This is a genomic window from Burkholderia stabilis (assembly GCF_001742165.1).
Classification (GTDB): Bacteria; Pseudomonadota; Gammaproteobacteria; order Burkholderiales; family Burkholderiaceae; genus Burkholderia; species Burkholderia stabilis.
The window spans coordinates 96,753-118,517 of record NZ_CP016442.1 but is presented as its reverse complement, the minus strand read 5'-3'; the positions used below and the strand labels follow the sequence as shown (position 1 = coordinate 118,517).

The following is a 21,765-nucleotide window of genomic DNA, read 5'->3' as shown; positions in this document are numbered from 1 at the left end:
GCGGTCCCGCGCATTCCTTGTAATCCGGCCCTCGCGCCGGTCAGCGGTCCATCCAGTACCGCCGCCGTCTGTCGCGATGACGCTCGAATGCAAACCCGCCGCCGGCCGGCGCGACGTCGAACCGCACGGCGCCGTCGCGATCGGTGCGCGGCAACGGGATCCCGCGTGCCTCGTAGCGCGCGAGGACGGTCCGGTGCGGATGGCCGAAACGATTGCGATAGCCTACAGGAAATACCGCGACGCGCGGCCCGACCGAATCGAGGAAAGGCTCGACCGACGACGTGCGGCTGCCGTGGTGAGGAACGACCAGGATCTGCGCGGCCAGCGCGTCGCGCACGGTGGCCACGAGCCGACGTTCGGTGCGCGCATCGATGTCGCCCGTCAGCAGCGCGGACGTGCCGCCCGCGTCGATGCGCAACACGCACGACTGGCCATTCGACGAACCCGGGCCCGGGCCGCCCGGCGGCGAGAGCATCGTGAACACGACGCCGTCCCAGGTCCAGCGCTGCCCGGCCGCGCACGGCAGCCGGTCGGCGACGCCGGCAGCCGCCGCGTCGCGCCACAGCCCGCTCTTCGGCGGGATGCCGGCCAGCAACTGGCGCACGTCGGTAGCCGCATAAACAGCCGGTGCGCCGCCTGCGTGATCGGCATCCGCATGACTGAGCACGAGCGAGTCGATCTCCTTGATTCCGCGTGCACGCAACGCCGGCGCGACGATCCGCGCACCGGCATGCGTCGACTCCGCGCCCGGCCCCGCATCGAACAGCAACGTTCGCCGCGTGGTCTCCACCAGCACCGACGCGCCCTGCCCGACATCGAGCACGGTCAGCCGGAAACCACCGGGCGGCGGCGCATCGGGGGCCGGCGCGACGAGCGGCAGCCACGTGAGCGGCGCCGCCCAGCGCAACGGCCAGCCGCGCGGCATCAGCGCCCACGCGACACCCATACACGCAAGCGCCAGCACCGGCCAGTCGGGCATGCGCAGCCAGAACACGCCCGCCGGCCAGTCGGCGAGATGCCCGAGCAACGTCATCATCGGTTCGAGCGCCGCGTGCGCGAGCCGGAACACATGAGCATCCAGCGGTGCGGGCATCACGATGCCGGCCAGCACGATCGGCGTCACGACCGAGCTGACCCACGGAATCGCGAACGCATTGCCGAACGGGCCCGACAGCGAGATCTGCGCGAACCACGCCGCCGTCAACGGCGCGAGGCCGATCGTCACCGCGTACTGCACGCGCGTGGCCTCGGCGATACGGTGTCTTGCGCGCCTGCCCCACGCGCACAACCCGCTCCATGGGCCAGCCGTGTTGCCGCCCGCGTCGCCGTCCGCATCGAACGTACGCGCCGCGCGCCATCCGGCGACGACCAGCAGGATGACGGCGACCGCCCCGAACGACAGCCAGAACCCGGCCGACAGCACGGCCCACGGATCGGCGAGCAGCACGCCGCCGAGCGCCGCGCACAGCACCGCGGACGTCGGCACGCTGCGCCCGGCGAGATACGCGATGCCGCCGGCCGCGATCATCCACCACGCGCGCTGCGCCGGCACGTTGAAGCCTGCAAGCGCCGCATAACCGGCCGCGGCCGCCAGCGCGGCAAGCGATGCCGCATACGGCGCCGGCAACACGAGAGTCGCGGCCCGCTCACGCCAGCGCAGCCGGCGCCAGAGCATCGACACGAGGCCGCCCGCGATCGCGCCGACCAGCCCGACATGCAGGCCGGAGATCGCAACCAGGTGGCTCGTGCCGGTGTTGCGCAACACGCGCCAGTCGTCGTCGCCGATGCCGGACTGGTCGCCGATCGCGAGCGCCGCGACGATGCCGCGATGCGCCGAGTCGGCCCCGAGCGCATCGCCGATGCGGGCCCGCAGCGCATCGCGCAGCCGGTCGATCGATGCAAGCCATCCCGCGGCGCGCGCACCGATCAATTCCGCGCGCCGCGGCACGCTGACATACCCGATCGCTCGAATGCCTGCGGCGAGCCACCCCGCCTCGCTGTCACGCACGCCGGGATTGGATTCGGCGTGCGGGCGCTTCAGGCGCACGACGAAGCGCCAGCGCTGCGCGGCGCGCAGGTCGGGAAGCGCGTCGCGTGTCGCAGGTGCGCCGTAGGCGCGCCACGACAGCCGGATCAATGGCGGGAAACGAGCCAGCCCTGCATCGTTCGACTCGACCGCGAACAACAGCCGCGCGCCTGTTTCGTCGACGACGGGCAGCCCCCGGATCACACCGGTGACGACGATGTCGCGCCCTTCCCACTCGACGGGCAAGCTGTCGCGCAGCCGCCATTCGGCGCGCGCGGCCGCATAACCGAACCCCGCCACGCAGGCCGCGATCACGCACAGCATCCATCCGAGCGCGACGGTCGGGCGCGTGCGCCGGCAGCGCATGCACCACGCACCCAGCACCGCGCAGCCTGCGAGCACGGCCGCACTCATCGTCCATGCGATCGCGCCCGGCAACGCCGCCTGTCGCTGCAGCACGACGACGCCGAGCGCGAACGCGATCCACCACACACGCATCCCGCCTCCTCGTCGATCTGGCGCCGCGGTTGCGAATGCGGCGCCTTCCGTCAACGATTATGCAGACGAAAGTGCGAGGCGCGGCAGCGCGGCGAGCGCGTTAGCCGTTGTGCATAGGGACACCGTGCCGGCGTCGAGCCCGCGCAATTCGGCGAGCACGTCGCCGATGCGCGGTACCTGGTCGGGCGTGTTACGGGATTTGTACGCCCATTCGGGCGCGATGTCGGGGGCGTCGGTCTCGACGACGATCGCGTCGAGCGGCAACTCCGTGGCGAGCCGGCGAATCTGCAGCGCACGCGCGAACGTCACGTTGCCGCCGAAGCCGAGATGCATGCCGTGCGCGAGATACGCGTCGGCCTGCTGAAAACTGCCGTTGAATGCATGCGCGATGCCGCGCCGCACGCCGAAGCGGCGCAGCCCGGCGAGCACGCGGTCCTGCGACTTGCGCACGTGGCACAGCACGGGTAGATCGAATTCGCGCGCCAGCTTGAGCTGCCCCTGATAGAAGAACTGCTGCCGATCCTCGTCGAGCCCCGGCACGAAATAGTCGAGACCGATCTCGCCGATCGCGACGAAGCGCGGATCGTCGAGGCTCGCCTCGATCTCCATGCGCAGCCGGTCGAGATCCTCGTCGCGTGCGTGCGGCGTATACATCGGATGGATGCCGAGCGCATAGACCGCGCCCGGCGTGCGGTGCGCGAGCTCGCGCACCGTCGTGAAGTTGTCGCGCCCGATGCTCGGGATCACGATGCGAGACACGCCGGCCGCGTGCGCCGCCTGCGCGACCGCGTCGCGGTCGGCGTCGAACTCGGCGGCATCGAGATGGCAGTGCGTATCGATCCACATGGCGGCATTCCTGCACCCTGGCGCCGCGCCGGGACCAACCCGGCAGCCCGCGACCAGGGGCGTTCGCTTACACCGGCAGCGCCGGCTCCTCGTGCAGCACGCCGTCGCGCAGCCGCATGATGCGGTCGCAGCGCGCGGCGAGATCGGGATCGTGCGTGACGATCACGAAGCTCGTTTCGAGCGTTTCGGACAATTCGAGCATCAGGTTGAACACCGTGTCGGCCGTCGTGCCGTCGAGGTTGCCGGTCGGCTCGTCGGCGAGCACGCAGGCGGGCTTCGTCACCAGCGCACGCGCGATTGCGACACGCTGCCGCTCGCCGCCCGACAATTCGCCCGGCCGGTGCTTCGCGCGCGGGCCGAGACCGACGCGCTCGAGCATCGTCTGCGCCTGCTCGCGCGCGTCCTCGGTCGTCATCCGGCGGATGCGCAGCGGCATCGCGACGTTGTCGAGCGCGGTGAACTCGGGCAGCAGGTGATGGAACTGGTAGACGAAACCGAGCGCACGGTTGCGCAAATCGTTGCGCTCGCGCTCGGCGAGTTGCGTAAACGGCTTGCCGAGCAGCGACACCTCGCCCGCGCTCGGCTCGTCGAGCCCGCCCAGCACATGCAGCAGCGTGCTCTTGCCGGAGCCCGACGCGCCGACGACCGCGAGCTTCTCGCCGCGCCGCACCGTCAGCTCGGTATTGCTGAGCACCTGCACGTTGAAGCCGCCCTGCACGAACGCCTTCGTGATCCCGCGCGCCTGAAGCACGTATTCCTGCATACCTGCCGAATCCTGTTTGTTGTGTTGTCGTGAATCCGCGAATGCGGTCGCGCGGTCATTCATAGCGGAGCGCCTCCGCCGGCTTCACCTTCGCGCCGCGCCAGCTCGGATAGAGCGTCGCGACGGCCGACAGTGCGAACGCGATCAGGCCGATCCGGATCACGTCGCTCGCGACGAGTTCGGACGGCAGTTCGCTGATGAAGTACACGGACGGCGGCAGGAACTGCACGCCGAACAGATGCTCGATCATCGGGATCAGCCACGGGATGCTCCACGCGATCAGGCAGCCGAGCGCCACGCCCGACGCCGTGCCGACGAAGCCGATCGTCACGCCCTGCACGACGAAGATCTTCATGATCGACCCCGGCTGCGCGCCGAGCGTGCGCAGGATCGCGATGTCCGCCTGCTTGTTGGTCACCGTCATCACGAGCGACGACACGAGGTTGAACGCGGCCACCGCGATGATCAGCGTGAGGATGATGAACATCATCCGCTTCTCGATCTGCACGGCCGAGAACCACGTCTTGTTCTGCTGGGTCCAGTCGCGGATGTACAGGCTGCCCGACAGCGTATGCGACAGCTCGACCGCGACCTGCGGCGCCTTCTGCATGTCCGTCAGCCGCAGCCGCACGCCGGTCGGCGCGGACATCCGGAACAGCGCCTCGGCGTCGCGGATGTTGATCATCGCGAGCGTGCTGTCGTATTCGTAGTGGCCCGACTCGAACACGCCGACGACCGTGAACTGCTTCAGCCGCGGCATCATGCCGGCCGGCGTGATCGAGCCTTCGGGTGCCACGAGCGTGACCTTGTCGCCGACCGTCACGCCGAGGTTGCCGGCCAGCGCGTCGCCGAGCACGATGCCGAACTGGCCCGGCACGAGCGCGCCGAGCTGCCCGGCCTTCATGTCCTTGCCGATGTCCGACACCTGCGGCTCGAGCGTCGGCTCGACGCCGCGCAGCATCACGCCGCTCACCGCGTCCTGGCGCGTGAGCAGCGCCTGCGCGTCGACGTACGGCGCCGCACCGACCACCGACGGATTGCGGCGCGCTTCCTGCGCGGTCAACTGCCAGTCGGGCATCGAGCCCGTCGGCGAGAACACCTCGACGTGCGCGAGCACCGACAGCATGCGGTCGCGCACTTCCTTCTGGAAGCCGTTCATCACCGACAGCACGACGATCAGCGCCGCGACGCCGAGCGCGATCCCGAGCATCGACACGAGGGCGATGAAGGAAATGAAGCCGTTACCGGTCGTGCGTTTGCCGGCGCGCGTGTAGCGCCAGCCGATCTGCCATTCGTACGGAAGTTTCAAGCGAATCCTTTCTGCTGGTTACGGCGGGGAGGCGCCGCGCGGCCGGGCCGCCACCCGGCGCCGGCTGCCGGCCCGGGCACGGTCGAAAAGCGGCCGCCGGACGCAAACGGGCCGTCGGCCGGCCCGATCACGCGCGCAGTTTGCCATACAATGCGCACCATCATGCACGACCGACGCCTCCATTTTCTCGTTCCGTTCGCGCTGCCGTCGGCAGCCGATGCGGCCTCGTCCCTGCACACGCTGGACAGCCCCGCACTCGAAAAGTTGCTCGCCCGCGCGAGCCTCGTCGAGCGCGTGGCCGGCGAGGACTTCCAGCGCACGCTGCCGCACGAGCGCTGGCTGGCCCGCCAGTTCGGCGCCACGCAAGGGAACGCAGCGGACGAGGCACCGCTCGCGCCCTACATGCTGCTTGCCGACGGCGGCAACCCCGGCACCCACGCGTGGGCATGCGTCGAGCCCGTACACGTCGAAATCGCGCACGATCACCTCGTGCTCGTCGATCCGGCCGCCCTCGCGCTCGACGACGGCGACGCCGCCGCGCTGCTCGCGGTCGCGCGGCCGCTGATCGAGGAACTCGGCGTGCGGCTCGAAGCGCCGAACCCGGCGCGCTGGTACCTGTCGAGCGAACAGCTCGCGCGGCTCGCCGGCGCCGCCCCGTTGCGCGCGAGCGGCCGCAACATCGAGATCTGGCTGCCGCACGAGGCGCACACGGGCGAACGCTCGCGGATGTGGATGAAACTGCAGAACGAAGTGCAGATGGCGTGGTTCCAGCACCCGGTCAACGAAGCCCGCGAGGCGCGTGGCCTGCCGGCCGTCAATTCGATCTGGTTCCATGCGCAGGGCACGCTGAAGCCGGTCGGCCAGCCGTTCGCGCGTGTGCTGTCCGCGTCGCCGGCGGCGCTCGGCCTCGCGCGCGCCGCGCAAGCCGACGCCGGCGCCCCGCCCGCCACGTTCGGCGCGCTGCCCGCGGCCGACGGCGCGACGCTGGTCGAGCTGCCAACGCTGACCACCCCGTTCATCGAGCAGGACTGGGCGCGCTGGCACGACGGGCTCGCCACGCTCGAGCGCGACTGGTTCGCGCCGGCGCTCGCGGCGCTGCGAAGCGGCGAGTTGGCGAGTGTCGACTTCACGCTGTGCGGCGACACGAGCTCCGTGACGCTGCACGCGACGCGCGGCGACCTGCGCAAGTTCTGGCGCCGCCGCGCGCTCGCCTCCCTGTTCGAATAACCAGCAGACCCCGAATGACCCGGATCGTTACCCGCCCCGTCGCGCCCGCCGACGCCGAAGTGCTCGCGCGCCACGGCCTGCACCCCGTCCTCGCGCGCCTGTACGCGTCGCGCGGCGTGCAGTCGCCGGCCGACATCGAGACCGCGCTCGCGCGCCTCGTCCCGCCCACCGAACTGAAAGGCTGCGCCGACGCGGCATCGCTGCTCGCCGATGCGATCGCCGACAAGCGGCGCCTGCTCGTCGTCGCCGACTACGACTGCGACGGCGCGACCGCCTGCGCGGTCGCGGTGCGCGGCCTGCGGATGTTCGGCGCGCAGATCGACTATCTGGTGCCGAACCGCTTCGAATACGGCTACGGCCTCACGCCCGAGATCGTCGAACTCGCGGCCGCACGCAAGCCCGACCTGCTGATCACCGTCGACAACGGGATCGCGAGCGTCGCCGGCGTCGAAGCCGCGAACGCGCGCGGCATCGACGTACTCGTGACCGACCACCACCTGCCCGGCGACGCACTGCCCGCCGCCCGTGCGATCGTCAACCCGAACCAGCCGGGCTGCGCGTTCCCGAGCAAGCACATCGCCGGCGTCGGCGTGATGTTCTACGTGCTGCTCGCGCTGCGCGCCGAGCTGCGCCGCCGCGGCGCATTCGCGAGCAAGGAGGCCGAGCCGCGCCTCGACGGCCTGCTCGACCTCGTCGCGCTCGGCACCGTCGCCGACGTCGTGCGGCTCGACGGCAACAACCGCGTGCTCGTCGCGCAAGGGCTGCAGCGCATCCGCAACGGCCGCATGCAACCGGGCATCGCCGCGCTGTTCCGCGCCGCCGCGCGCGAAGCGCGCACCGCGTCGGGCTTCGATCTCGGCTTCGGCCTCGGCCCTCGGCTCAACGCCGCCGGGCGGCTGTCCGACATGTCGCTCGGCATCGAGTGCCTGATCACCGACGACATCGGCCGCGCGTGGGATCTCGCGCAGCAGCTCGACGTGATGAACCGCGAGCGCCGCGAGATCGAGGCCGGCATGCAGCAGCAGGCGCTCGCCGATCTCGCCGACGTCGACCCGGCCGACGCGTGCACGATCACGCTGTTCAACCCCGAGTGGCATCAGGGCGTGATCGGCATCGTCGCCGGACGGCTCAAGGAAAAATTCCACCGCCCGTCGTTCACGTTCGCGCACGCCGACGAGGAAGGCAAACGCGTCAAGGGTTCGGGCCGCTCGATCCCCGGCTTCCACCTGCGCGACGCGCTCGACCTCGTGTCGAAGCGCGAACCGGACCTGATCGTCGCGTTCGGCGGCCACGCGATGGCGGCCGGCCTCACGCTCGACACCGAAAACGTGCCGCGCTTCGCGGCCGCGTTCGAGGCCGTCGCACGCGAATGGCTGTCCGACGACGCGCTTGCCCGCGTGATCGAAACCGACGGCGAACTCGAGGACGCGTATTTCACACCGCAGTTCGTCGGGCTGCTCGACGAGGCCGTCTGGGGGCAAGGTTTTCCGGCCCCGCTTTTCTCCGGCGAATTCGACGTCGTATCGCAGTCGCTCGTGAAGGAAAAGCACCTGAAGCTGCAGCTTGCACGCGGCCGCCAGCGCTTCAACGCGATCTGGTTCAACCACACCGAGCCGCTGCCGGCGAGCGCGCTGGTCGCATACCGGCTCGTCGCCGACACGTGGAACGGCGTCACGCGCGTCCAGTTGATCGTCGAACACGCGGCCGGCTGAGCGCGCGCCACCCGGCCCGCGGTGCCCGCCGATACGCGCGCGCCGCGCCGGACGGGGCCGCGGCATGCGCGCGAGCACCGTTTGCGTCACCGGGCAACCCTGCCGATCGGCTATAATTCCGCTTTTTTACGAAGCAAGAATAGCGAGCGATCATGGAAGCGGAACGTCTCAACGCGATCGAAAGCTCCCTGCTTGACCTGCGCAACCGCGCGGGCGAGCTTCGGGGGTATCTTTGACTACGACGCAAAAGCTGCGCGTCTGATTGAAGTCAACAAGGAACTGGAAGACCCGAACGTCTGGAGCGATTCGAAAAACGCCCAGGCGCTCGGTCGCGAGAAAAAGCTGCTCGATGGCGTCGTCACGACGCTGACGGTGCTCGATAGCGACCTGCGCGACGCGCTCGACCTGTTCGAGATGGCTCGCGAGGAAGGCGACGAGGACACGCTCGTCGCGTCGGAAGAAGATGCCGCGAAGCTCGAGGCACGCGTCGGCGACATCGAGTTCCGCCGGATGTTCTCGAACCCGGCCGACCCGAACAACTGCTTCATCGACATCCAGGCGGGCGCCGGCGGCACCGAGGCGTGCGACTGGGCGTCGATGCTGCTGCGCCAGTACCTGCGCTACTGTGAACGCAAGGGCTTCAAGGCCGAGGTGCTCGAAGAGTCCGACGGCGACGTCGCCGGCATCAAGAACGCGACGGTCAAGGTCTCGGGCGAATACGCATACGGCTTCCTGCGTACCGAAACGGGCATCCACCGCCTCGTGCGCAAGTCGCCGTTCGACTCGTCGGGCGGCCGCCACACATCGTTCTCGTCGGTGTTCGTGTATCCGGAAATCGACGACTCGATCGAAGTCGAGATCAACCCGGCCGACCTGCGCATCGACACGTACCGCGCATCGGGCGCCGGCGGCCAGCACATCAACAAGACCGACTCCGCGGTGCGGATCACGCACATGCCGACCGGTATCGTCGTGCAGTGCCAGAACGACCGCTCGCAGCACCGCAACCGCGCGGAAGCCATGGCGATGCTGAAGTCGCGCCTGTACGAAGTCGAAATGCGCAAGCGCCAGGCCGAGCAGGACAAGCTCGAATCGAGCAAGACCGATGTGGGCTGGGGCCACCAGATCCGCTCGTACGTGCTCGACCAGAGCCGCGTGAAGGACCTGCGCACGAACGTCGAAATGAGCAACACGCGTGCGGTGCTCGACGGCGATCTCGACGACTTCATCAGCGCGAGCCTCAAACAGGGCGTGTAAGCGCCGCGGCGCGGCCCGGCCGCGCCGCCCTTCCCGTTTGCGTTGCCGCACCCAATCCGAATTCCGACCATCATGACCGAACCGACTCAAACGCAGCCCGCCGTCGCAGCGGACGAAAACCAGATCATCGCCGAGCGCCGCGAAAAGCTGCGCGCCCTGCGCGAGCAAGGCGTCGCCTACCCGAACGATTTCCGGCCGACCCACCATGCAGCCGATCTGCAGGTGAAATTCGCCGACTCGGACAAGGCCGCGCTCGAAGCGAACCCGGTCGAGGTGTCGGTGGCCGGCCGCATGATGCTCAAGCGCGTGATGGGCAAGGCCAGCTTCGCGACGGTGCAGGACGGTTCGGGCCAGATCCAGTTCTTCGTGACGCCAAACGACGTCGGCGCGGAAACCTACGACGCATTCAAGAAGTGGGACCTCGGCGACATCGTCGCTGCGCGCGGCGTGCTGTTCCGCACCAACAAGGGCGAGCTGTCGGTCCAGTGCAAGGAACTGCGCCTGCTGTCGAAGGCGCTGCGCCCGCTGCCGGACAAGTTCCACGGCCTCTCCGACCAGGAAATGCGCTACCGCCAGCGCTACGTCGACCTGATCGTCACGCCGGAAACGCGCGACACGTTCCGCGCGCGTACCAAGACGATCGCGTCGATCCGCAACTTCATGGACTCGGCCGACTTCATGGAAGTCGAGACGCCGATGCTGCACCCGATCCCGGGCGGCGCGGCCGCGAAGCCGTTCGTCACGCATCACAATGCGCTCGACATGCAGATGTTCCTGCGCATCGCGCCGGAGCTGTACCTGAAGCGCCTGATCGTCGGCGGCTTCGAGCGCGTGTTCGAGATCAACCGTAACTTCCGGAATGAAGGCGTGTCGCCGCGTCACAACCCGGAATTCACGATGATGGAGTTCTACGCCGCGTACACCGACTACCGCTGGCTGATGGACTTCACCGAGCAGCTGATCCGCCAGGCGGCGATCGACGCGCTCGGCACCGCGACGATTCAATATCAAGGCCGTGAACTCGACCTCGCGAAGCCGTTCCATCGCCTGACGATCACGCAGGCGATCCAGAAGTACGCGCCGCAGTACACCGACGGCCAGCTGTCGGACGACGCGTTCCTGCGCACCGAACTGAAGCGCTTCGGCGTCGACGTCACGCAGCCGGCATTCCTGAACGCAGGCACCGGCGCACTGCAGCTCGCGCTGTTCGAGGAAACCGCCGAAGCGCAGCTGTGGGAACCGACGTTCATCATCGACTACCCCGTCGAGGTGTCACCGCTCGCACGCGCATCGGATACGGTGCCGGGCATCACCGAGCGTTTCGAGCTGTTCATGACCGGCCGCGAAATCGCGAACGGCTTCTCCGAGCTGAACGATCCGGAAGACCAGGCCGCGCGCTTCAAGAAGCAGGTCGAGCAGAAGGATGCGGGCGACGAGGAAGCGATGTTCTTCGATGCCGACTACATCCGCGCGCTCGAATACGGGATGCCTCCGACCGGCGGCTGCGGGATCGGCATCGACCGTCTCGTGATGCTGCTGACCGACAGCCCGACGATCCGCGACGTGCTGCTGTTCCCCCATCTGCGCCGCGAAGACTGACGGCCGCGCCCGCGTGTGCGCCGCGCCCTGCGGCGCGCACGCGTCAGCTTTGTAACGACGCGTAAATCCCGCCAGTCGGCGCGCGTCGTCATTCGATCCTCCCCCGTTTTATCCCCTCGCCGCACTGGCCTTCTCCGGGTTTTCCCGGGATCGACCGTCTCCGCCCCGCTGCAATTGGTTACACCTTGATACGGCGCGCCGCTCGCCGGTGAACGACACTCCGTTTGCGTCACCACGCATGACCACGGGACCAGAACGAGGCGCAGGAACGCCGAGTCTGCTCGCTCCCGAGCGTGGGATCCGACCGGGCGCCGACGCGCCGATCGGGTCGACCTTGGAGAAAAAAATGGACAACCAGAATCAGACCACGCCGCAAAAGCAACGCCTCCACCCGCTCATCGCCACGGCCGCCGGCGCCGTCATCGTCGCGAGCCTCGCGGCGACGGCAGCAATCACGGGCGTTTTCCCGAAGGCCAGCAGTAGCAACGAACAGAACGGCCAGACCCAGGCCGCGCTGATCGCATCGCAGCCGGCCGTCGATACGGCTGCGGCCGCCAGCGCCGCGCTGGCTGCGCAAGCCCAGCAGCAGGCTGCCGAACAGGCCGCCGCGCAGCAGAAGGCCATCGCGCAGGCCGAACCGAAGCCCGCGCCGCGCCCGGCGCCGACGCACCGCCGCCATACGACGGCACCGCAGCCGCCGCAATACGCGCAGCAGCCGTCGGCACCCGCCCAGACCTACTGCCAGAGCTGCGGCACGGTCGTCGCTATCACGCAGACGCGCACGCCGGGCCAGAGTTCGGGGATCGGCGCCGTTGGCGGCGCAGCGGCCGGCGGCCTGCTCGGCAACCAGTTCGGCCACGGTAACGGCCGCACTGCGATGACGATCATCGGCGCACTGGGCGGCGGTCTCGCCGGCAATCAGGTCGAGAAGCAGGTGCGCGCGGAAACCGACTATCAGGTGCAAGTGCAGATGGAAAGCGGCGCGACGCGCACGTTCACGTACCACAACCCGCCGCCGTTCGGTCAAGGCCAGCGCGTGCGGATCGAGAACGGCTCGCTGGTCGGCGCGTAAGCGACCTCGCCGCCGATAAAAAAAGGCTCGCGACCGTTCCAGGTCGCGAGCCTTTTTGCTTCGTGCACGCCGCGCGCAGCGCGGCGGCCGGGTTCAGTCTTCGTCGTCGAAGTCGGATTCGTCGATCCAGTGCGCCTGGATCGCTTCGAGGATCTTCTCGCCGGAGTGCTGCGGATCGTCGTTGAAGCCGTCGAGCTCGAGCACCCACTGGCGCAGGTCGACGAAGTTGATCCGCTGCGGGTCGATGTCCGGGTACTTGTCCGCCAGCGCAATGGCTATTTCACGCGAATCGGTCCATTTCATCGCCTGCCTCCGGTTCCTGTCAGTGGTTTTCCTTCGCGTGGTTGATCGAGTACTTCGGAATCTCGACCACCAGATCCGAATCTTCCGTCACGATCGCCTGGCACGACAGGCGCGACGTCGGCTCGAGGCCCCACGCCTTGTCCAGCAGATCGTCCTCGTCCTCTTCGGACGGCGTCAGATCGTTGAAGCCCTCGCGGATCACCACGTGGCACGTCGTGCACGCGCACGACTTCTCGCATGCATGCTCGATCTCGATCCCGTGATCGAGCAGGTTGTCGCAGATACTCTTGCCGGGCGTCGCGTCGATCACTGCGCCATCCGGGCACAGTTCGACGTGAGGCAGCACCACCAGTTGAGGCATGTCCGTTCCGTCAGTCAGGGTGCGGCGACGGGCGCCGCACGGTTCATTGTTGCGCGGGCCGTCGCCGGCCGACGCGCGGTTGCTTGGTTCAGATCTCGTCGAGCCGGCGGCCCGACAGTGCGCGCTTGATGCTCTTGTCCATCCGGCGCGCCGCGAATTCGTCGGTGCCGTCGGCCAGCGCCTTGGTCGCCGCTTCGATCGCGTTCGTATCGTCGCCCTGCGCGACCGCGCGCAGCGCCGCGGCGAGCGCGTCGACCTGCGTGCGCTCGTCCGCATCGAGCAGTTCGCCGTCGGCCGCCAGCGCGGCCTGCGTCGCCTCGAGCATCCGCTCGGCCTCGACCTGCGCTTCGCGCAACGCGCGGGCGCGCATGTCGATTTCGGCGGTCTTGAAGCTGTTTTCGAGCATCTTCGCGATGTCGTCGTCGGCAAGGCCGTACGACGGCTTCACGACGACCGACGCCTCGACGCCCGACAGCTGTTCGCGTGCGAACACCGACAGCAGGCCGTCCGCGTCGACCTGATAGGTCACGCGAATGCGTGCGGCGCCGGCCGTCATCGGCGGAATGCCGCGCAGCTCGAAGCGCGCGAGCGACCGGCAGTCGGCGACGAGCTCGCGCTCGCCCTGCACGACGTGGATCGCCATCGCGGTCTGGCCGTCCTTGAACGTGGTGAATTCCTGCGCGCGCGCGATCGGGATCGTCGAGTTGCGCGGAATGATCTTCTCGACGAGGCCGCCCATCGTCTCGACACCGAGCGACAGCGGAATCACGTCGAGCAGCAGCCAGTCGTCGCCGGTGCCGCGGTTGCCCGCGAGCAGGTCGGCCTGGATCGCCGCGCCGAGCGCAACGACCTGGTCCGGATCGAGGTTCACGAGCGGCGGCTGGCCGAAATACTTCGCGACCGCATCGCGGATCACCGGCATGCGCGTCGCGCCGCCGACGAGCACGACGCCCTTGATGTCGGCGGGGCTCACCTGCGCGTCGCGCAGCGCCTTGCGGGTCGGCGTCAGCGTGCGCTGCACGAGCGGCTCGACGAGCGATGCGAACGTGTCGTGAGAGATCGTCTGCACGAGATGCGCGCCGCCCGACAGCGTCACGTCGAGCGACGCTTCCGGCGCGGACGACAGCGCTTCCTTCAGCACGCGCACGCGGTCGAGCAGCAGGCGCACGTCCTCGGGCGCGAGCGTTTTCACGTCGATGCCGGCCTGCGCGAGCACGTGACCGAACAGCGCGTGGTCGAAGTCGTCGCCGCCGAGCGCGGAATCGCCGCCCGCGGCCAGCACTTCGAACACGCCCTTCGTGAGCTTCAGGATCGACAGGTCGAACGTGCCGCCGCCGAGGTCGTACACCGCATAGAGGCCTTCGGACCCGTTGTCGAGACCATAGGCAATCGCCGCGGCGGTCGGTTCGTTCAGCAGGCGCAGCACGTTCAGGCCCGCGAGGCGCGCGGCGTCCTTGGTCGCCTGGCGCTGCGCTTCGTCGAAATACGCGGGCACCGTGATCACCGCGCCGACCAGGTCGTCGCCGAGCGAATCTTCGGCGCGATAGCGCAGCGTCGCGAGAATCTCGGCCGACACCTCGACCGGGCTCTTCACGCCGTCGACGGTGCGGATCTGCACCATGCCCGGCGCATCGACGAATTCGTACGGCGCGTTCGCCGCGCCTTCGACCTCGGCCTTCCCGCGGCCCATGAAGCGCTTGACCGACACGATCGTGTTGCGCGGATCGGTCGCGGCCTGCTCCTTCGCCTCATGGCCGATGCGGCGGCCGCCCTTCTCGAGATAACGCACCACCGACGGCAGCAGCACACGGCCCGCTTCGTCCGGCAGCACTTCGGGCACGCTGTTGCGCACGGCCGCGACGAGCGAGTTCGTCGTGCCGAGATCGATCCCGACGGCGAGTCGCCGCTGATGCGGCGCCGGCGCCATGCCCGGTTCGGAAATTTGCAGTAAAGCCATCTTGGTTCGTTCGGGCACTCGGCCCGTTTGCTGCGCGTGCCGCAAGGCACGCGGTTAAGTTTCGAGGCGCTCGATCTGCGCGCCCACTTCCGACGCGACGCGTTCGATGAACATCAGCTGGCGCACGGCCTCTGCGGCGGCCTGGTCGGCGCCGCTGTCGAGCAGCGTGCCGAGGCGCTCGACACGCACGCGCTTCTCGTCGCGCAGCTCGGCAAGCAGCGCGTCGAGCGCGTCGACGTTGCGGGCGGCCGCGGCATCCTCGATACCCTCGCGCCACTCCATCTGCTGCATCAGGAACGCGGGCTCCATCGCGGTGTTGTTTTCCGCGCCGATGTCGACGCCGCGCAGCGACAGCAGATACGACGCGCGCTTCAGCGGATCGCGCAGCGTGCGGTACGCCTCGTTCGCGCGGGTTGCCCATTGCATCGCGATGCGCTTTTGCGCATCGCCGGCCGCCGCGAAGCGGTCCGGATGCACCTGCGTCTGCACCGTTCGATAGGCGGCGTCGAGCGCCGTCTCGTCGAGCGCGAATTGCGCCGGCAGGTGAAACAGGTCGAAATGGCTGTCTTTCAGCGAGACCATCGTCGCGTTCAATTCCGGTTCGTCGCGCGGCAAACGCCGCACATTAAAAAGGCGGCCCGTGCCGCCTCTTGCCCGCATCGCGCGGAGATCCGCGTTGTTACACGCGGAACGATTCGCCGCAGCCGCACTCGTCCTTCACGTTCGGGTTGTTGAACTTGAACCCTTCGTTCAGGCCTTCGCGGGCAAAGTCGAGCTCGGTGCCGTCGATGTACGCGAGGCTCTTCGGATCGACGATGACCTTCACGCCATGGCTCTCGAACACCTGATCCTCGGGAGCCAGCTCGTCGACATACTCGAGCTTGTACGCGAGCCCCGAGCACCCGGTCGTGCGAACGCCAAGCCGCAGGCCCACACCCTTGCCGCGACGGACGAGGTATTTCTGGACGTGCTGTGCTGCTTTTTCGGTCAGTGTAATTGCCATGATGTCCTTGCCGCGGCGCGCCACCGGGGCTCGCCGCGTTCCGTCTAAGCGCCGCCAAACCTGGCGCATCGCGCCAGGCCCGCCGAGGGGGTCATCCCCCAAGGGGACTTCCTGCGGGGCGGAAAACCTGGGGCGGCCCGGCGTTTCCCTGAGAAGTCGCTCGATGCCGCTCAGGCTGCTGCCTGATCGCCTTCCTTCGTGTCGTGGCGCTTCTTGTAGTCGGCCACGGCTGCCTTGATCGCGTCTTCCGCGAGAATCGAACAGTGAATCTTCACCGGCGGCAGCGCGAGTTCTTCGGCGATCTGCGTGTTCTTGATCGACAGTGCCTCGTCGAGCGTCTTGCCCTTCACCCATTCGGTCACGAGCGAGCTCGACGCGATCGCCGAACCGCAACCGTACGTCTTGAACTTCGCGTCTTCGATCACGCCGTCAGCGCCGACGCGAATCTGCAGCTTCATCACGTCGCCGCAAGCCGGCGCGCCGACCATGCCCGTGCCGACCGTGTCGTCGTCCTTCGCGAACGAACCGACGTTGCGCGGGTTTTCGTAGTGATCCAGAACCTTGTTGCTGTAAGACATGACTCAGACTCCTTGACTCGTTACGTCTGCGTGCGTCAATCCGCCCGCGGGTGCATTCAATGCGGTGTTCAGTGTGCGGCCCATTCGATCGTCGACAGATCGATGCCTTCCTGGTGCATTTCCCAGAGCGGCGACAGTTCGCGCAGCTTCGCGATCTTGCTGTTCAGCAGATCGATCACGAAGTCGACTTCCTGCTCCGTCGTGAAGCGGCCGACCGTGAAGCGGATCGAGCTGTGCGCGAGCTCGTCGTTGCGGCCGAGCGCACGCAGCACGTACGACGGCTCCAGCGACGCCGACGTGCACGCGGAGCCCGACGACACCGCGACGTCCTTGATCGCCATGATCAGCGACTCGCCTTCGACGAAGTTGAAACTGATGTTGAGGTTGTGCGGGACACGGTGTTCCATGTCGCCGTTCACGTAGGTTTCCTCGATCTGCGACAGGCCGCGCAGCAGCTTGTCGCGCAGCATGCGCACGCGCTCGTTCTCGGTCGCCATTTCTTCGCGCGCGATGCGGAACGCTTCGCCCATGCCGACGATCTGGTGCGTCGGCAGCGTGCCCGAACGCATGCCGCGCTCGTGACCGCCACCGTGCATCTGCGCTTCGATGCGCACGCGCGGCTTGCGGCGCACGTACAGCGCGCCGATGCCCTTCGGGCCGTAGGTCTTGTGCGCCGAGAACGACATCAGGTCGACCTTCAGCTTCGCGAGGTCGATCGGGGTCTTGCCGGTCGATTGCGCGGCGTCGACGTGGAAAATGATGCCCTTCTCGCGGCAGATCTCACCGATCGTCTCGATGTCCTGGATCACGCCGATCTCGTTGTTCACGTGCATCACCGACACGAGGATCGTGTCCGGGCGCAGCGCGGCCTTCAGCACGTCGAGGTCGATCAGGCCGTCATCCTTCACGTCGAGGTAGGTGACTTCGAAACCGTCACGCTCGAGCTCGCGACACGTGTCGAGCACGGCCTTGTGCTCGGTCTTCACCGTGATGATGTGCTTGCCCTTGCCCTTGTAGAAGTTCGCAGCACCCTTGATCGCGAGGTTGTCCGATTCCGTCGCGCCGGACGTCCAGATGATCTCGCGCGGATCCGCGTTCACGAGCGCGGCCACCTGCTCGCGCGCCTCTTCGACTGCACGCTCCGCGTCCCAGCCGTAAGCGTGGCTGCGCGACGCCGGGTTGCCGAACTGCTCGCGCAGGTACGGCACCATCTTGTCGACCACGCGCGGATCGACGGGCGTCGTCGCGCTGTAATCCATATAGATGGGCAGGTGGAGAGTCTCTTGGGTCATCTGTCGCTCCGGGTATTCTGTGCAGGGACTATGTGCGTTATGGGGTATGGCGGGCGCCTTCGCGCTCACGAACTCGCGATGTTGAACACCGAATTGGGGCCGAGCGGCATCGTGCGCACGGGCTCGGCCGGTGCGGCGGCAGGCTCCGGCGCGCGCCGGTCGCGCAGCACCGCGGGTGCGCCCTCGCGGGCACGCTGCTGATCGACGAGATCCTGCAGCGATACCGAATCGAGGTATTCGACCATCTTCTGGTTCAGGGTCGACCACAGCTCGTGCGTCATGCAATGGCCGTCGGGCTGCTTCGAGCCGTCGCACGTGCCTTTGCCGCCGCACTGCGTGGCGTCGAGCGGTTCATCGACTGCGATGATGATGTCTGCAACGGTGACATCCTGCGCGCGACGCGCGAGGTTGTAGCCGCCGCCTGGACCGCGCACGGATTCGACGATTTCATGCCTGCGCAGCTTGCCGAACAGCTGTTCGAGATACGAGAGCGAAATCCGCTGGCGCTGGCTGATGCCTGCAAGCGTCACCGGGCCCTGCTCCTGGCGCAGTGCCAAGTCAATCATCGCCGTGACGGCGAAACGGCCTTTGGTGGTGAGTCTCATAGTGTCTAGGGGACTGCAATCTTGACGATTTTGGTCAAGTATAAATATTTGACGAATTTAGTCAAGTATCCATGCCTTTGATAGGGTATTCGCAGATCGCTGAAAACCGCGATCAGCGCTCCGTACGGGCCCGAAGCGTCTCCAGCAGGCCTGCGCACGCGCGTTCGACCTGATCGAGCACCTGTTCGAAGCCCTGCGCACCGCCGAAATAGGGATCGGCCACTTCGGTTTCGGTCGCTTCCGGCGCGAATTCCATCAGCAGGCGCACCTTGTCGCGATGCTGCGGCGGGCAGCGGCGGTGCAATTCCGCGAGATTGGCTTCGTCCATCGCGAGCAGCAAGTCGAAACGTTCGAAATCCGCCGCGCTCACCTGCCTTGCGCGCAACGCCGACAGGTCGTAACCGCGGCTGCGCGCGGCAGCTTGCGCACGCGTGTCGGGCGGCTCGCCCACGTGCCAGTCACCAGTGCCGGCCGAATCGATCGCGATCTTGTCCGCCAGCGCGGCAGCGTCGACCTGATGGCGCATCACGCCTTCCGCAGTGGGCGAACGGCAGATGTTGCCGAGACAGACGAAACAGATCGCAACGCGGGTCATCGCACTATCGGAAAGCCGCGGCGAACCGCGTAGGAGAAGAACACGCCATTATACAAAGGCGCTCAAAATCGCGCCGCCGCGCAAAGCGACGGCGCCGTGCATTACAGCGCCTTCGGCGCGGCGAGCACCACGTCGCCGGATGCGGCCGGCAGCGGCTTCGCCGCGTCGTCGACCAGCCCGAACGACACCGCGCGCGCCAGCTCGGCAGACGCCTGGTGCACCGCGAGCGGGCCACGCGACGGCGCATCGGCCATTGCATGCAGATAGGCAGCCGCAGCCAGCGGGACGACGATTGCCAGCGGCCAGTACATCGATATTGTCTTTTTCATGATGCGGACCTCCTTGACCTCGTTCCCCGAAACCCAATTCCGGGGACTACAGACAGGATTCTATAGACCGCATCTATCGAGATAAATATGCAAATAGCGAACGCACTGTTGCTACCCGATGAACAGTCGTCAACCGAGGTGGCTTTGCGATGCCGCGTACAGCTCGCGGAACGTGCGCCCGGTCGGCGTCGGCATGTCGCGCGTGTCCATCCAGCCGGCCATCATCGGCAGGCGCCGCAGCGTGCCGCCGTTGCCGCCCAGCCGCTCGAGGACCCGCACCGCGAGCTTGGTCGTCAGCGCGTACAGCATCGGCCGCCGTGCAACGAAGCCCCACGCGGCGAGCGCCGCCCGCTCGCGCCACGGCCGCAGGTGCCGCTCGACCTGCTTTTCGCGCAGCGTGCGCAGCAGGTGCGACAACGGAATCCCCGCCGGGCACACGCTGTCGCATTCGCCGCACAGCGTCGCGGCCTGCGGCAGGTCGAGCGTGCGCTCGAGCCCGACGTAGCTCGGCGTCAGCACCGACCCCATCGGGCCCGGGTAGACCCAGCCGTACGCATGGCCGCCGACCTTCTGGTACACCGGGCAGTGGTTCATGCACGCGCCGCAGCGGATGCAGCGCAGCATCTCCTGGAACTCGCCGCCGATCAGGCCCGTGCGGCCGCCGTCGACGAGCACCACGTAGTTGTGCTCGGGGCCGTCCTCGTCGCCCGGCCCGCGCGGCCCGGTCAGCAGCGAGAAATAGTTCGATGTCTTCTGCCCCGTTGCGGAGCGCGGCAACAGGCGCATCGCGGTCGCCAGATCCTCGAGCGTCGGCAACACCTTCTCGATGCCCGTCACCGCGACATGCACGCGCGGCATCACCGTGCACATCCCTTCGTTCCCTTCGTTCGTCACGATCGCGACCGAGCCCGTCTCGGCAATCACGAAGTTGCCGCCCGTCACACCCATGTCGGCCGACATGAAATGCGGGCGCAGCACTTCGCGCGCCTCGCGCGTCATGTCCGGAATCTCGGTGAGCCGCTCGCGGTGGTGCGTACGCGCGAACAGGTCGGCGATCTCGTCCTTGTCCTTGTGCACGACAGGCGCAATGATGTGGCTCGGCGGCTCGTTGTCGTTGATCTGCAGGATGTATTCGCCGAGGTCCGTCTCGATCGACTGCACGCCCATCTCCGCGAGCACCGCGTTCAGGCGCATTTCCTCGGACACCATCGACTTCGTCTTGATGACCTTCTTCACGTCGTGACGGCGCGCGATGTCGGCCACGAGCCGCGCGGCATCCGCGGTCGTTTCCGCGAACAGCACCGTCGTGCCGCGGCGCGTCGCCTCGCGCTCGAATGCCTCGAGCCACACGTCGAGGTTCTCCAGCGCGCGGTTGCGGCGCGCCTTGAGTGCGGCGCGCGTGGCCGGGAAGTCGATCGCGGTCATCGCGTCGGCGCGCGCGGACACGAACTTCGTCGACAGCTTCTTCAGGTTCTGCTGCAGGCGCTGGTCGGCCAGCTTCTGGCCGGCGCGCGCCTTGAAATGCATCGATTGGACTTGCATCGCGGTATCGGGGAAAAGTGAGCGGAACCGGGCGTCAGACGTCGCCCGCCAGCACCTGCGCGACGTGCAGCACGCGCGTGTCGCGGTCGCCGGTGCGGCGCAACCGCCCTTCGATGTTCAGCATGCAGCCGAGATCGCCGAGCACGACCGCGCCCGCGCCGGATGCACGCACGTTCGCGCATTTCTCGTCCGCGATGGCCGCCGAAATGTCGCCGTACTTGACCGCGAACGTGCCGCCGAAGCCGCAGCAGTGCTCGCAGTCCTTCATCTCGGTGACCGCGACGCCCCGCTGCGCGAGCAGCGCGCGCGGCTGCGCCTTCACGCCGAGTTCGCGCAGGCCCGAACACGAGTCGTGATAGGTGACGGGCCCCGCGAACTCGCCCGGCGCGAGCGAGACCTTCGCGACGTTCGCGAGGAAATCGGTCAGTTCGTAGACTTTCTGCTGGAACCGCGCATAGCGCCCCATCAGTTCGGGATCGTCGCGAAACAGGTCGCCGTAGTGCGCGCGAATCATCCCGCCGCACGAGCCCGACGGCGCGACGACGTAATCGAACTGCTCGAACTCGCGCAGCGTCTTTTCCGCGAGATCGCGCGCGAGCGCACGGTCGCCCGAGTTGTAGGCCGGCTGGCCGCAGCAGGTCTGCGCGGGCGGCACGAACACCTCGTAGCCGGCGTCGCGAATCAGCTTGAGCGCCGAGAAACCGATTTCGGGACGCATCAGATCGACCAGGCAGGTCACGAACAAACCGACTCGCATACGTGCTCCTTCGAGAAAACGGCTCTCATTATCCGCCGTTTGGCTGGCAAGACCAACGCCGGCTCGCACGCAAGCCCGCACGGCGCGAAACGAGGACTTCCTCGAACGGCGTTCGCTTTTTTCACAATACGAGA

General features: G+C 67.7%; 21 protein-coding genes. 5 read left to right on the top strand and 16 right to left on the bottom strand.

Features of this window, described 5'->3' with window-relative positions:
- Window positions 1-40: 40 nt before the first annotated feature.
- The 4 genes from BBJ41_RS00485 to BBJ41_RS00470 form a co-directional block, all read right to left on the bottom strand.
- On the bottom strand, window positions 41-2,524 hold the full coding sequence (locus BBJ41_RS00485; protein WP_069744840.1) for a DNA internalization-related competence protein ComEC/Rec2: 2,484 nt from the start codon (window positions 2,522-2,524) through the stop codon (window positions 41-43).
- 57 nt (window positions 2,525-2,581) lie between these two features.
- Window positions 2,582-3,370, bottom strand: coding sequence for a TatD family hydrolase (locus tag BBJ41_RS00480; protein ID WP_069744839.1), 789 nt, complete (start codon window positions 3,368-3,370; stop codon window positions 2,582-2,584).
- A 67-nt stretch (window positions 3,371-3,437) separates the two neighbouring features.
- Complete coding sequence (gene lolD / locus BBJ41_RS00475; protein ID WP_083281769.1) at window positions 3,438-4,196, bottom strand: lipoprotein-releasing ABC transporter ATP-binding protein LolD; 759 nt, start codon at window positions 4,194-4,196, stop codon at window positions 3,438-3,440.
- Window positions 4,189-5,442 (bottom strand): lipoprotein-releasing ABC transporter permease subunit, encoded by a 1,254-nt coding sequence (locus tag BBJ41_RS00470; RefSeq protein WP_069744837.1) that lies wholly within the window; start codon window positions 5,440-5,442, stop codon window positions 4,189-4,191. The genes lolD and BBJ41_RS00470 overlap by 8 nt, the downstream gene beginning before the upstream one ends.
- Window positions 5,443-5,592: 150 nt before the next feature.
- Here BBJ41_RS00470 and BBJ41_RS00465 point away from each other — a divergent pair, with 150 nt between their 5' ends.
- The 5 genes from BBJ41_RS00465 (at window position 5,593) to BBJ41_RS00445 (ending at window position 12,309) form a co-directional block, all read left to right on the top strand.
- Window positions 5,593-6,669 (top strand): regulator, encoded by a 1,077-nt coding sequence (locus BBJ41_RS00465; protein WP_069744836.1) that lies wholly within the window; start codon window positions 5,593-5,595, stop codon window positions 6,667-6,669.
- Window positions 6,670-6,683: 14 nt separating this feature from the next.
- On the top strand, window positions 6,684-8,381 hold the full coding sequence (gene recJ / locus BBJ41_RS00460; protein ID WP_069744835.1) for a single-stranded-DNA-specific exonuclease RecJ: 1,698 nt from the start codon (window positions 6,684-6,686) through the stop codon (window positions 8,379-8,381).
- Between the two features lie 152 nt (window positions 8,382-8,533).
- A protein-coding gene (prfB, locus tag BBJ41_RS00455; RefSeq protein ID WP_122165467.1) for a peptide chain release factor 2 occupies window positions 8,534-9,638 on the top strand; the annotation gives its coding sequence in 2 pieces (ribosomal slippage) (window positions 8,534-8,614 and window positions 8,616-9,638; 1,104 coding nt in all).
- Window positions 9,639-9,710: 72 nt separating this feature from the next.
- Window positions 9,711-11,237 (top strand): lysine--tRNA ligase, encoded by a 1,527-nt coding sequence (gene lysS / locus BBJ41_RS00450; RefSeq protein ID WP_069744834.1) that lies wholly within the window; start codon window positions 9,711-9,713, stop codon window positions 11,235-11,237.
- 346 nt (window positions 11,238-11,583) lie between these two features.
- Window positions 11,584-12,309: a glycine zipper 2TM domain-containing protein gene (locus BBJ41_RS00445; protein WP_069744833.1), complete on the top strand. Its 726-nt coding sequence runs from the start codon at window positions 11,584-11,586 to the stop codon at window positions 12,307-12,309.
- A 93-nt stretch (window positions 12,310-12,402) separates the two neighbouring features.
- Here BBJ41_RS00445 and iscX read toward each other — a convergent pair whose 3' ends face one another.
- From iscX to BBJ41_RS00385, 12 genes are all read right to left on the bottom strand, one after another.
- Complete coding sequence (gene iscX / locus BBJ41_RS00440) at window positions 12,403-12,612, bottom strand: Fe-S cluster assembly protein IscX (RefSeq protein ID WP_069744832.1); 210 nt, start codon at window positions 12,610-12,612, stop codon at window positions 12,403-12,405.
- Window positions 12,613-12,631: 19 nt separating this feature from the next.
- Window positions 12,632-12,973 carry an ISC system 2Fe-2S type ferredoxin gene (fdx, locus tag BBJ41_RS00435; RefSeq protein WP_069744831.1) on the bottom strand — a complete coding sequence of 114 codons (342 nt, stop codon included), beginning with the start codon at window positions 12,971-12,973 and terminating at the stop codon, window positions 12,632-12,634.
- Window positions 12,974-13,061: 88 nt separating this feature from the next.
- Window positions 13,062-14,930 carry a Fe-S protein assembly chaperone HscA gene (hscA, locus tag BBJ41_RS00430; RefSeq protein ID WP_069744830.1) on the bottom strand — a complete coding sequence of 623 codons (1,869 nt, stop codon included), beginning with the start codon at window positions 14,928-14,930 and terminating at the stop codon, window positions 13,062-13,064.
- A gap of 54 nt (window positions 14,931-14,984) precedes the next feature.
- Complete coding sequence (hscB, locus tag BBJ41_RS00425) at window positions 14,985-15,512, bottom strand: Fe-S protein assembly co-chaperone HscB (protein ID WP_006491598.1); 528 nt, start codon at window positions 15,510-15,512, stop codon at window positions 14,985-14,987.
- Window positions 15,513-15,609: 97 nt separating this feature from the next.
- Window positions 15,610-15,933: an iron-sulfur cluster assembly protein IscA gene (gene iscA, locus BBJ41_RS00420; RefSeq protein ID WP_014896627.1), complete on the bottom strand. Its 324-nt coding sequence runs from the start codon at window positions 15,931-15,933 to the stop codon at window positions 15,610-15,612.
- A 170-nt stretch (window positions 15,934-16,103) separates the two neighbouring features.
- Window positions 16,104-16,511, bottom strand: coding sequence for a Fe-S cluster assembly scaffold IscU (iscU, locus tag BBJ41_RS00415; RefSeq protein ID WP_006481982.1), 408 nt, complete (start codon window positions 16,509-16,511; stop codon window positions 16,104-16,106).
- A 68-nt stretch (window positions 16,512-16,579) separates the two neighbouring features.
- Window positions 16,580-17,803, bottom strand: coding sequence for an IscS subfamily cysteine desulfurase (locus BBJ41_RS00410; RefSeq protein ID WP_069744829.1), 1,224 nt, complete (start codon window positions 17,801-17,803; stop codon window positions 16,580-16,582).
- Window positions 17,804-17,868: 65 nt separating this feature from the next.
- Window positions 17,869-18,408, bottom strand: a complete 540-nt coding sequence (gene iscR, locus BBJ41_RS00405) for a Fe-S cluster assembly transcriptional regulator IscR (protein ID WP_006760276.1) — start codon at window positions 18,406-18,408, stop codon at window positions 17,869-17,871.
- 112 nt (window positions 18,409-18,520) lie between these two features.
- The gene (locus BBJ41_RS00400) at window positions 18,521-19,003 is read right to left on the bottom strand and encodes a low molecular weight protein-tyrosine-phosphatase (protein WP_069744828.1); all 483 of its coding nucleotides are present in this window, start codon (window positions 19,001-19,003) and stop codon (window positions 18,521-18,523) included.
- A 101-nt stretch (window positions 19,004-19,104) separates the two neighbouring features.
- Window positions 19,105-19,332, bottom strand: a complete 228-nt coding sequence (locus BBJ41_RS00395) for a hypothetical protein (protein ID WP_069744827.1) — start codon at window positions 19,330-19,332, stop codon at window positions 19,105-19,107.
- Window positions 19,333-19,461: 129 nt separating this feature from the next.
- Entirely contained in the window at window positions 19,462-20,874 is a 1,413-nt protein-coding gene (locus BBJ41_RS00390; RefSeq protein ID WP_069744826.1) for a lactate utilization protein B, read from the bottom strand.
- Window positions 20,875-20,908: 34 nt separating this feature from the next.
- Window positions 20,909-21,631, bottom strand: a complete 723-nt coding sequence (locus BBJ41_RS00385) for a (Fe-S)-binding protein (protein ID WP_069744825.1) — start codon at window positions 21,629-21,631, stop codon at window positions 20,909-20,911.
- Window positions 21,632-21,765 lie beyond the last annotated feature (134 nt).

Coding starts and splice junctions, on each gene's coding strand:
- BBJ41_RS00485 (WP_069744840.1), bottom strand. CDS start 2,524: ATGCGTGTGTGGTGGATCGCGTTCGCGCTCGGCGTCGTCGTGCTGCAG.
- BBJ41_RS00480 (WP_069744839.1), bottom strand. CDS start 3,370: ATGTGGATCGATACGCACTGCCATCTCGATGCCGCCGAGTTCGACGCC.
- lolD (WP_083281769.1), bottom strand. CDS start 4,196: ATGAATGACCGCGCGACCGCATTCGCGGATTCACGACAACACAACAAA.
- BBJ41_RS00465 (WP_069744836.1), top strand. CDS start 5,593: ATGCGCACCATCATGCACGACCGACGCCTCCATTTTCTCGTTCCGTTC.
- recJ (WP_069744835.1), top strand. CDS start 6,684: ATGACCCGGATCGTTACCCGCCCCGTCGCGCCCGCCGACGCCGAAGTG.
- lysS (WP_069744834.1), top strand. CDS start 9,711: ATGACCGAACCGACTCAAACGCAGCCCGCCGTCGCAGCGGACGAAAAC.
- BBJ41_RS00445 (WP_069744833.1), top strand. CDS start 11,584: ATGGACAACCAGAATCAGACCACGCCGCAAAAGCAACGCCTCCACCCG.
- iscX (WP_069744832.1), bottom strand. CDS start 12,612: ATGAAATGGACCGATTCGCGTGAAATAGCCATTGCGCTGGCGGACAAG.
- fdx (WP_069744831.1), bottom strand. CDS start 12,973: ATGCCTCAACTGGTGGTGCTGCCTCACGTCGAACTGTGCCCGGATGGC.
- hscA (WP_069744830.1), bottom strand. CDS start 14,930: ATGGCTTTACTGCAAATTTCCGAACCGGGCATGGCGCCGGCGCCGCAT.
- hscB (WP_006491598.1), bottom strand. CDS start 15,512: ATGGTCTCGCTGAAAGACAGCCATTTCGACCTGTTTCACCTGCCGGCG.
- iscA (WP_014896627.1), bottom strand. CDS start 15,933: ATGGCAATTACACTGACCGAAAAAGCAGCACAGCACGTCCAGAAATAC.
- iscU (WP_006481982.1), bottom strand. CDS start 16,511: ATGTCTTACAGCAACAAGGTTCTGGATCACTACGAAAACCCGCGCAAC.
- BBJ41_RS00410 (WP_069744829.1), bottom strand. CDS start 17,803: ATGACCCAAGAGACTCTCCACCTGCCCATCTATATGGATTACAGCGCG.
- iscR (WP_006760276.1), bottom strand. CDS start 18,408: ATGAGACTCACCACCAAAGGCCGTTTCGCCGTCACGGCGATGATTGAC.
- BBJ41_RS00400 (WP_069744828.1), bottom strand. CDS start 19,003: ATGACCCGCGTTGCGATCTGTTTCGTCTGTCTCGGCAACATCTGCCGT.
- BBJ41_RS00395 (WP_069744827.1), bottom strand. CDS start 19,332: ATGAAAAAGACAATATCGATGTACTGGCCGCTGGCAATCGTCGTCCCG.
- BBJ41_RS00390 (WP_069744826.1), bottom strand. CDS start 20,874: ATGCAAGTCCAATCGATGCATTTCAAGGCGCGCGCCGGCCAGAAGCTG.
- BBJ41_RS00385 (WP_069744825.1), bottom strand. CDS start 21,631: ATGCGAGTCGGTTTGTTCGTGACCTGCCTGGTCGATCTGATGCGTCCC.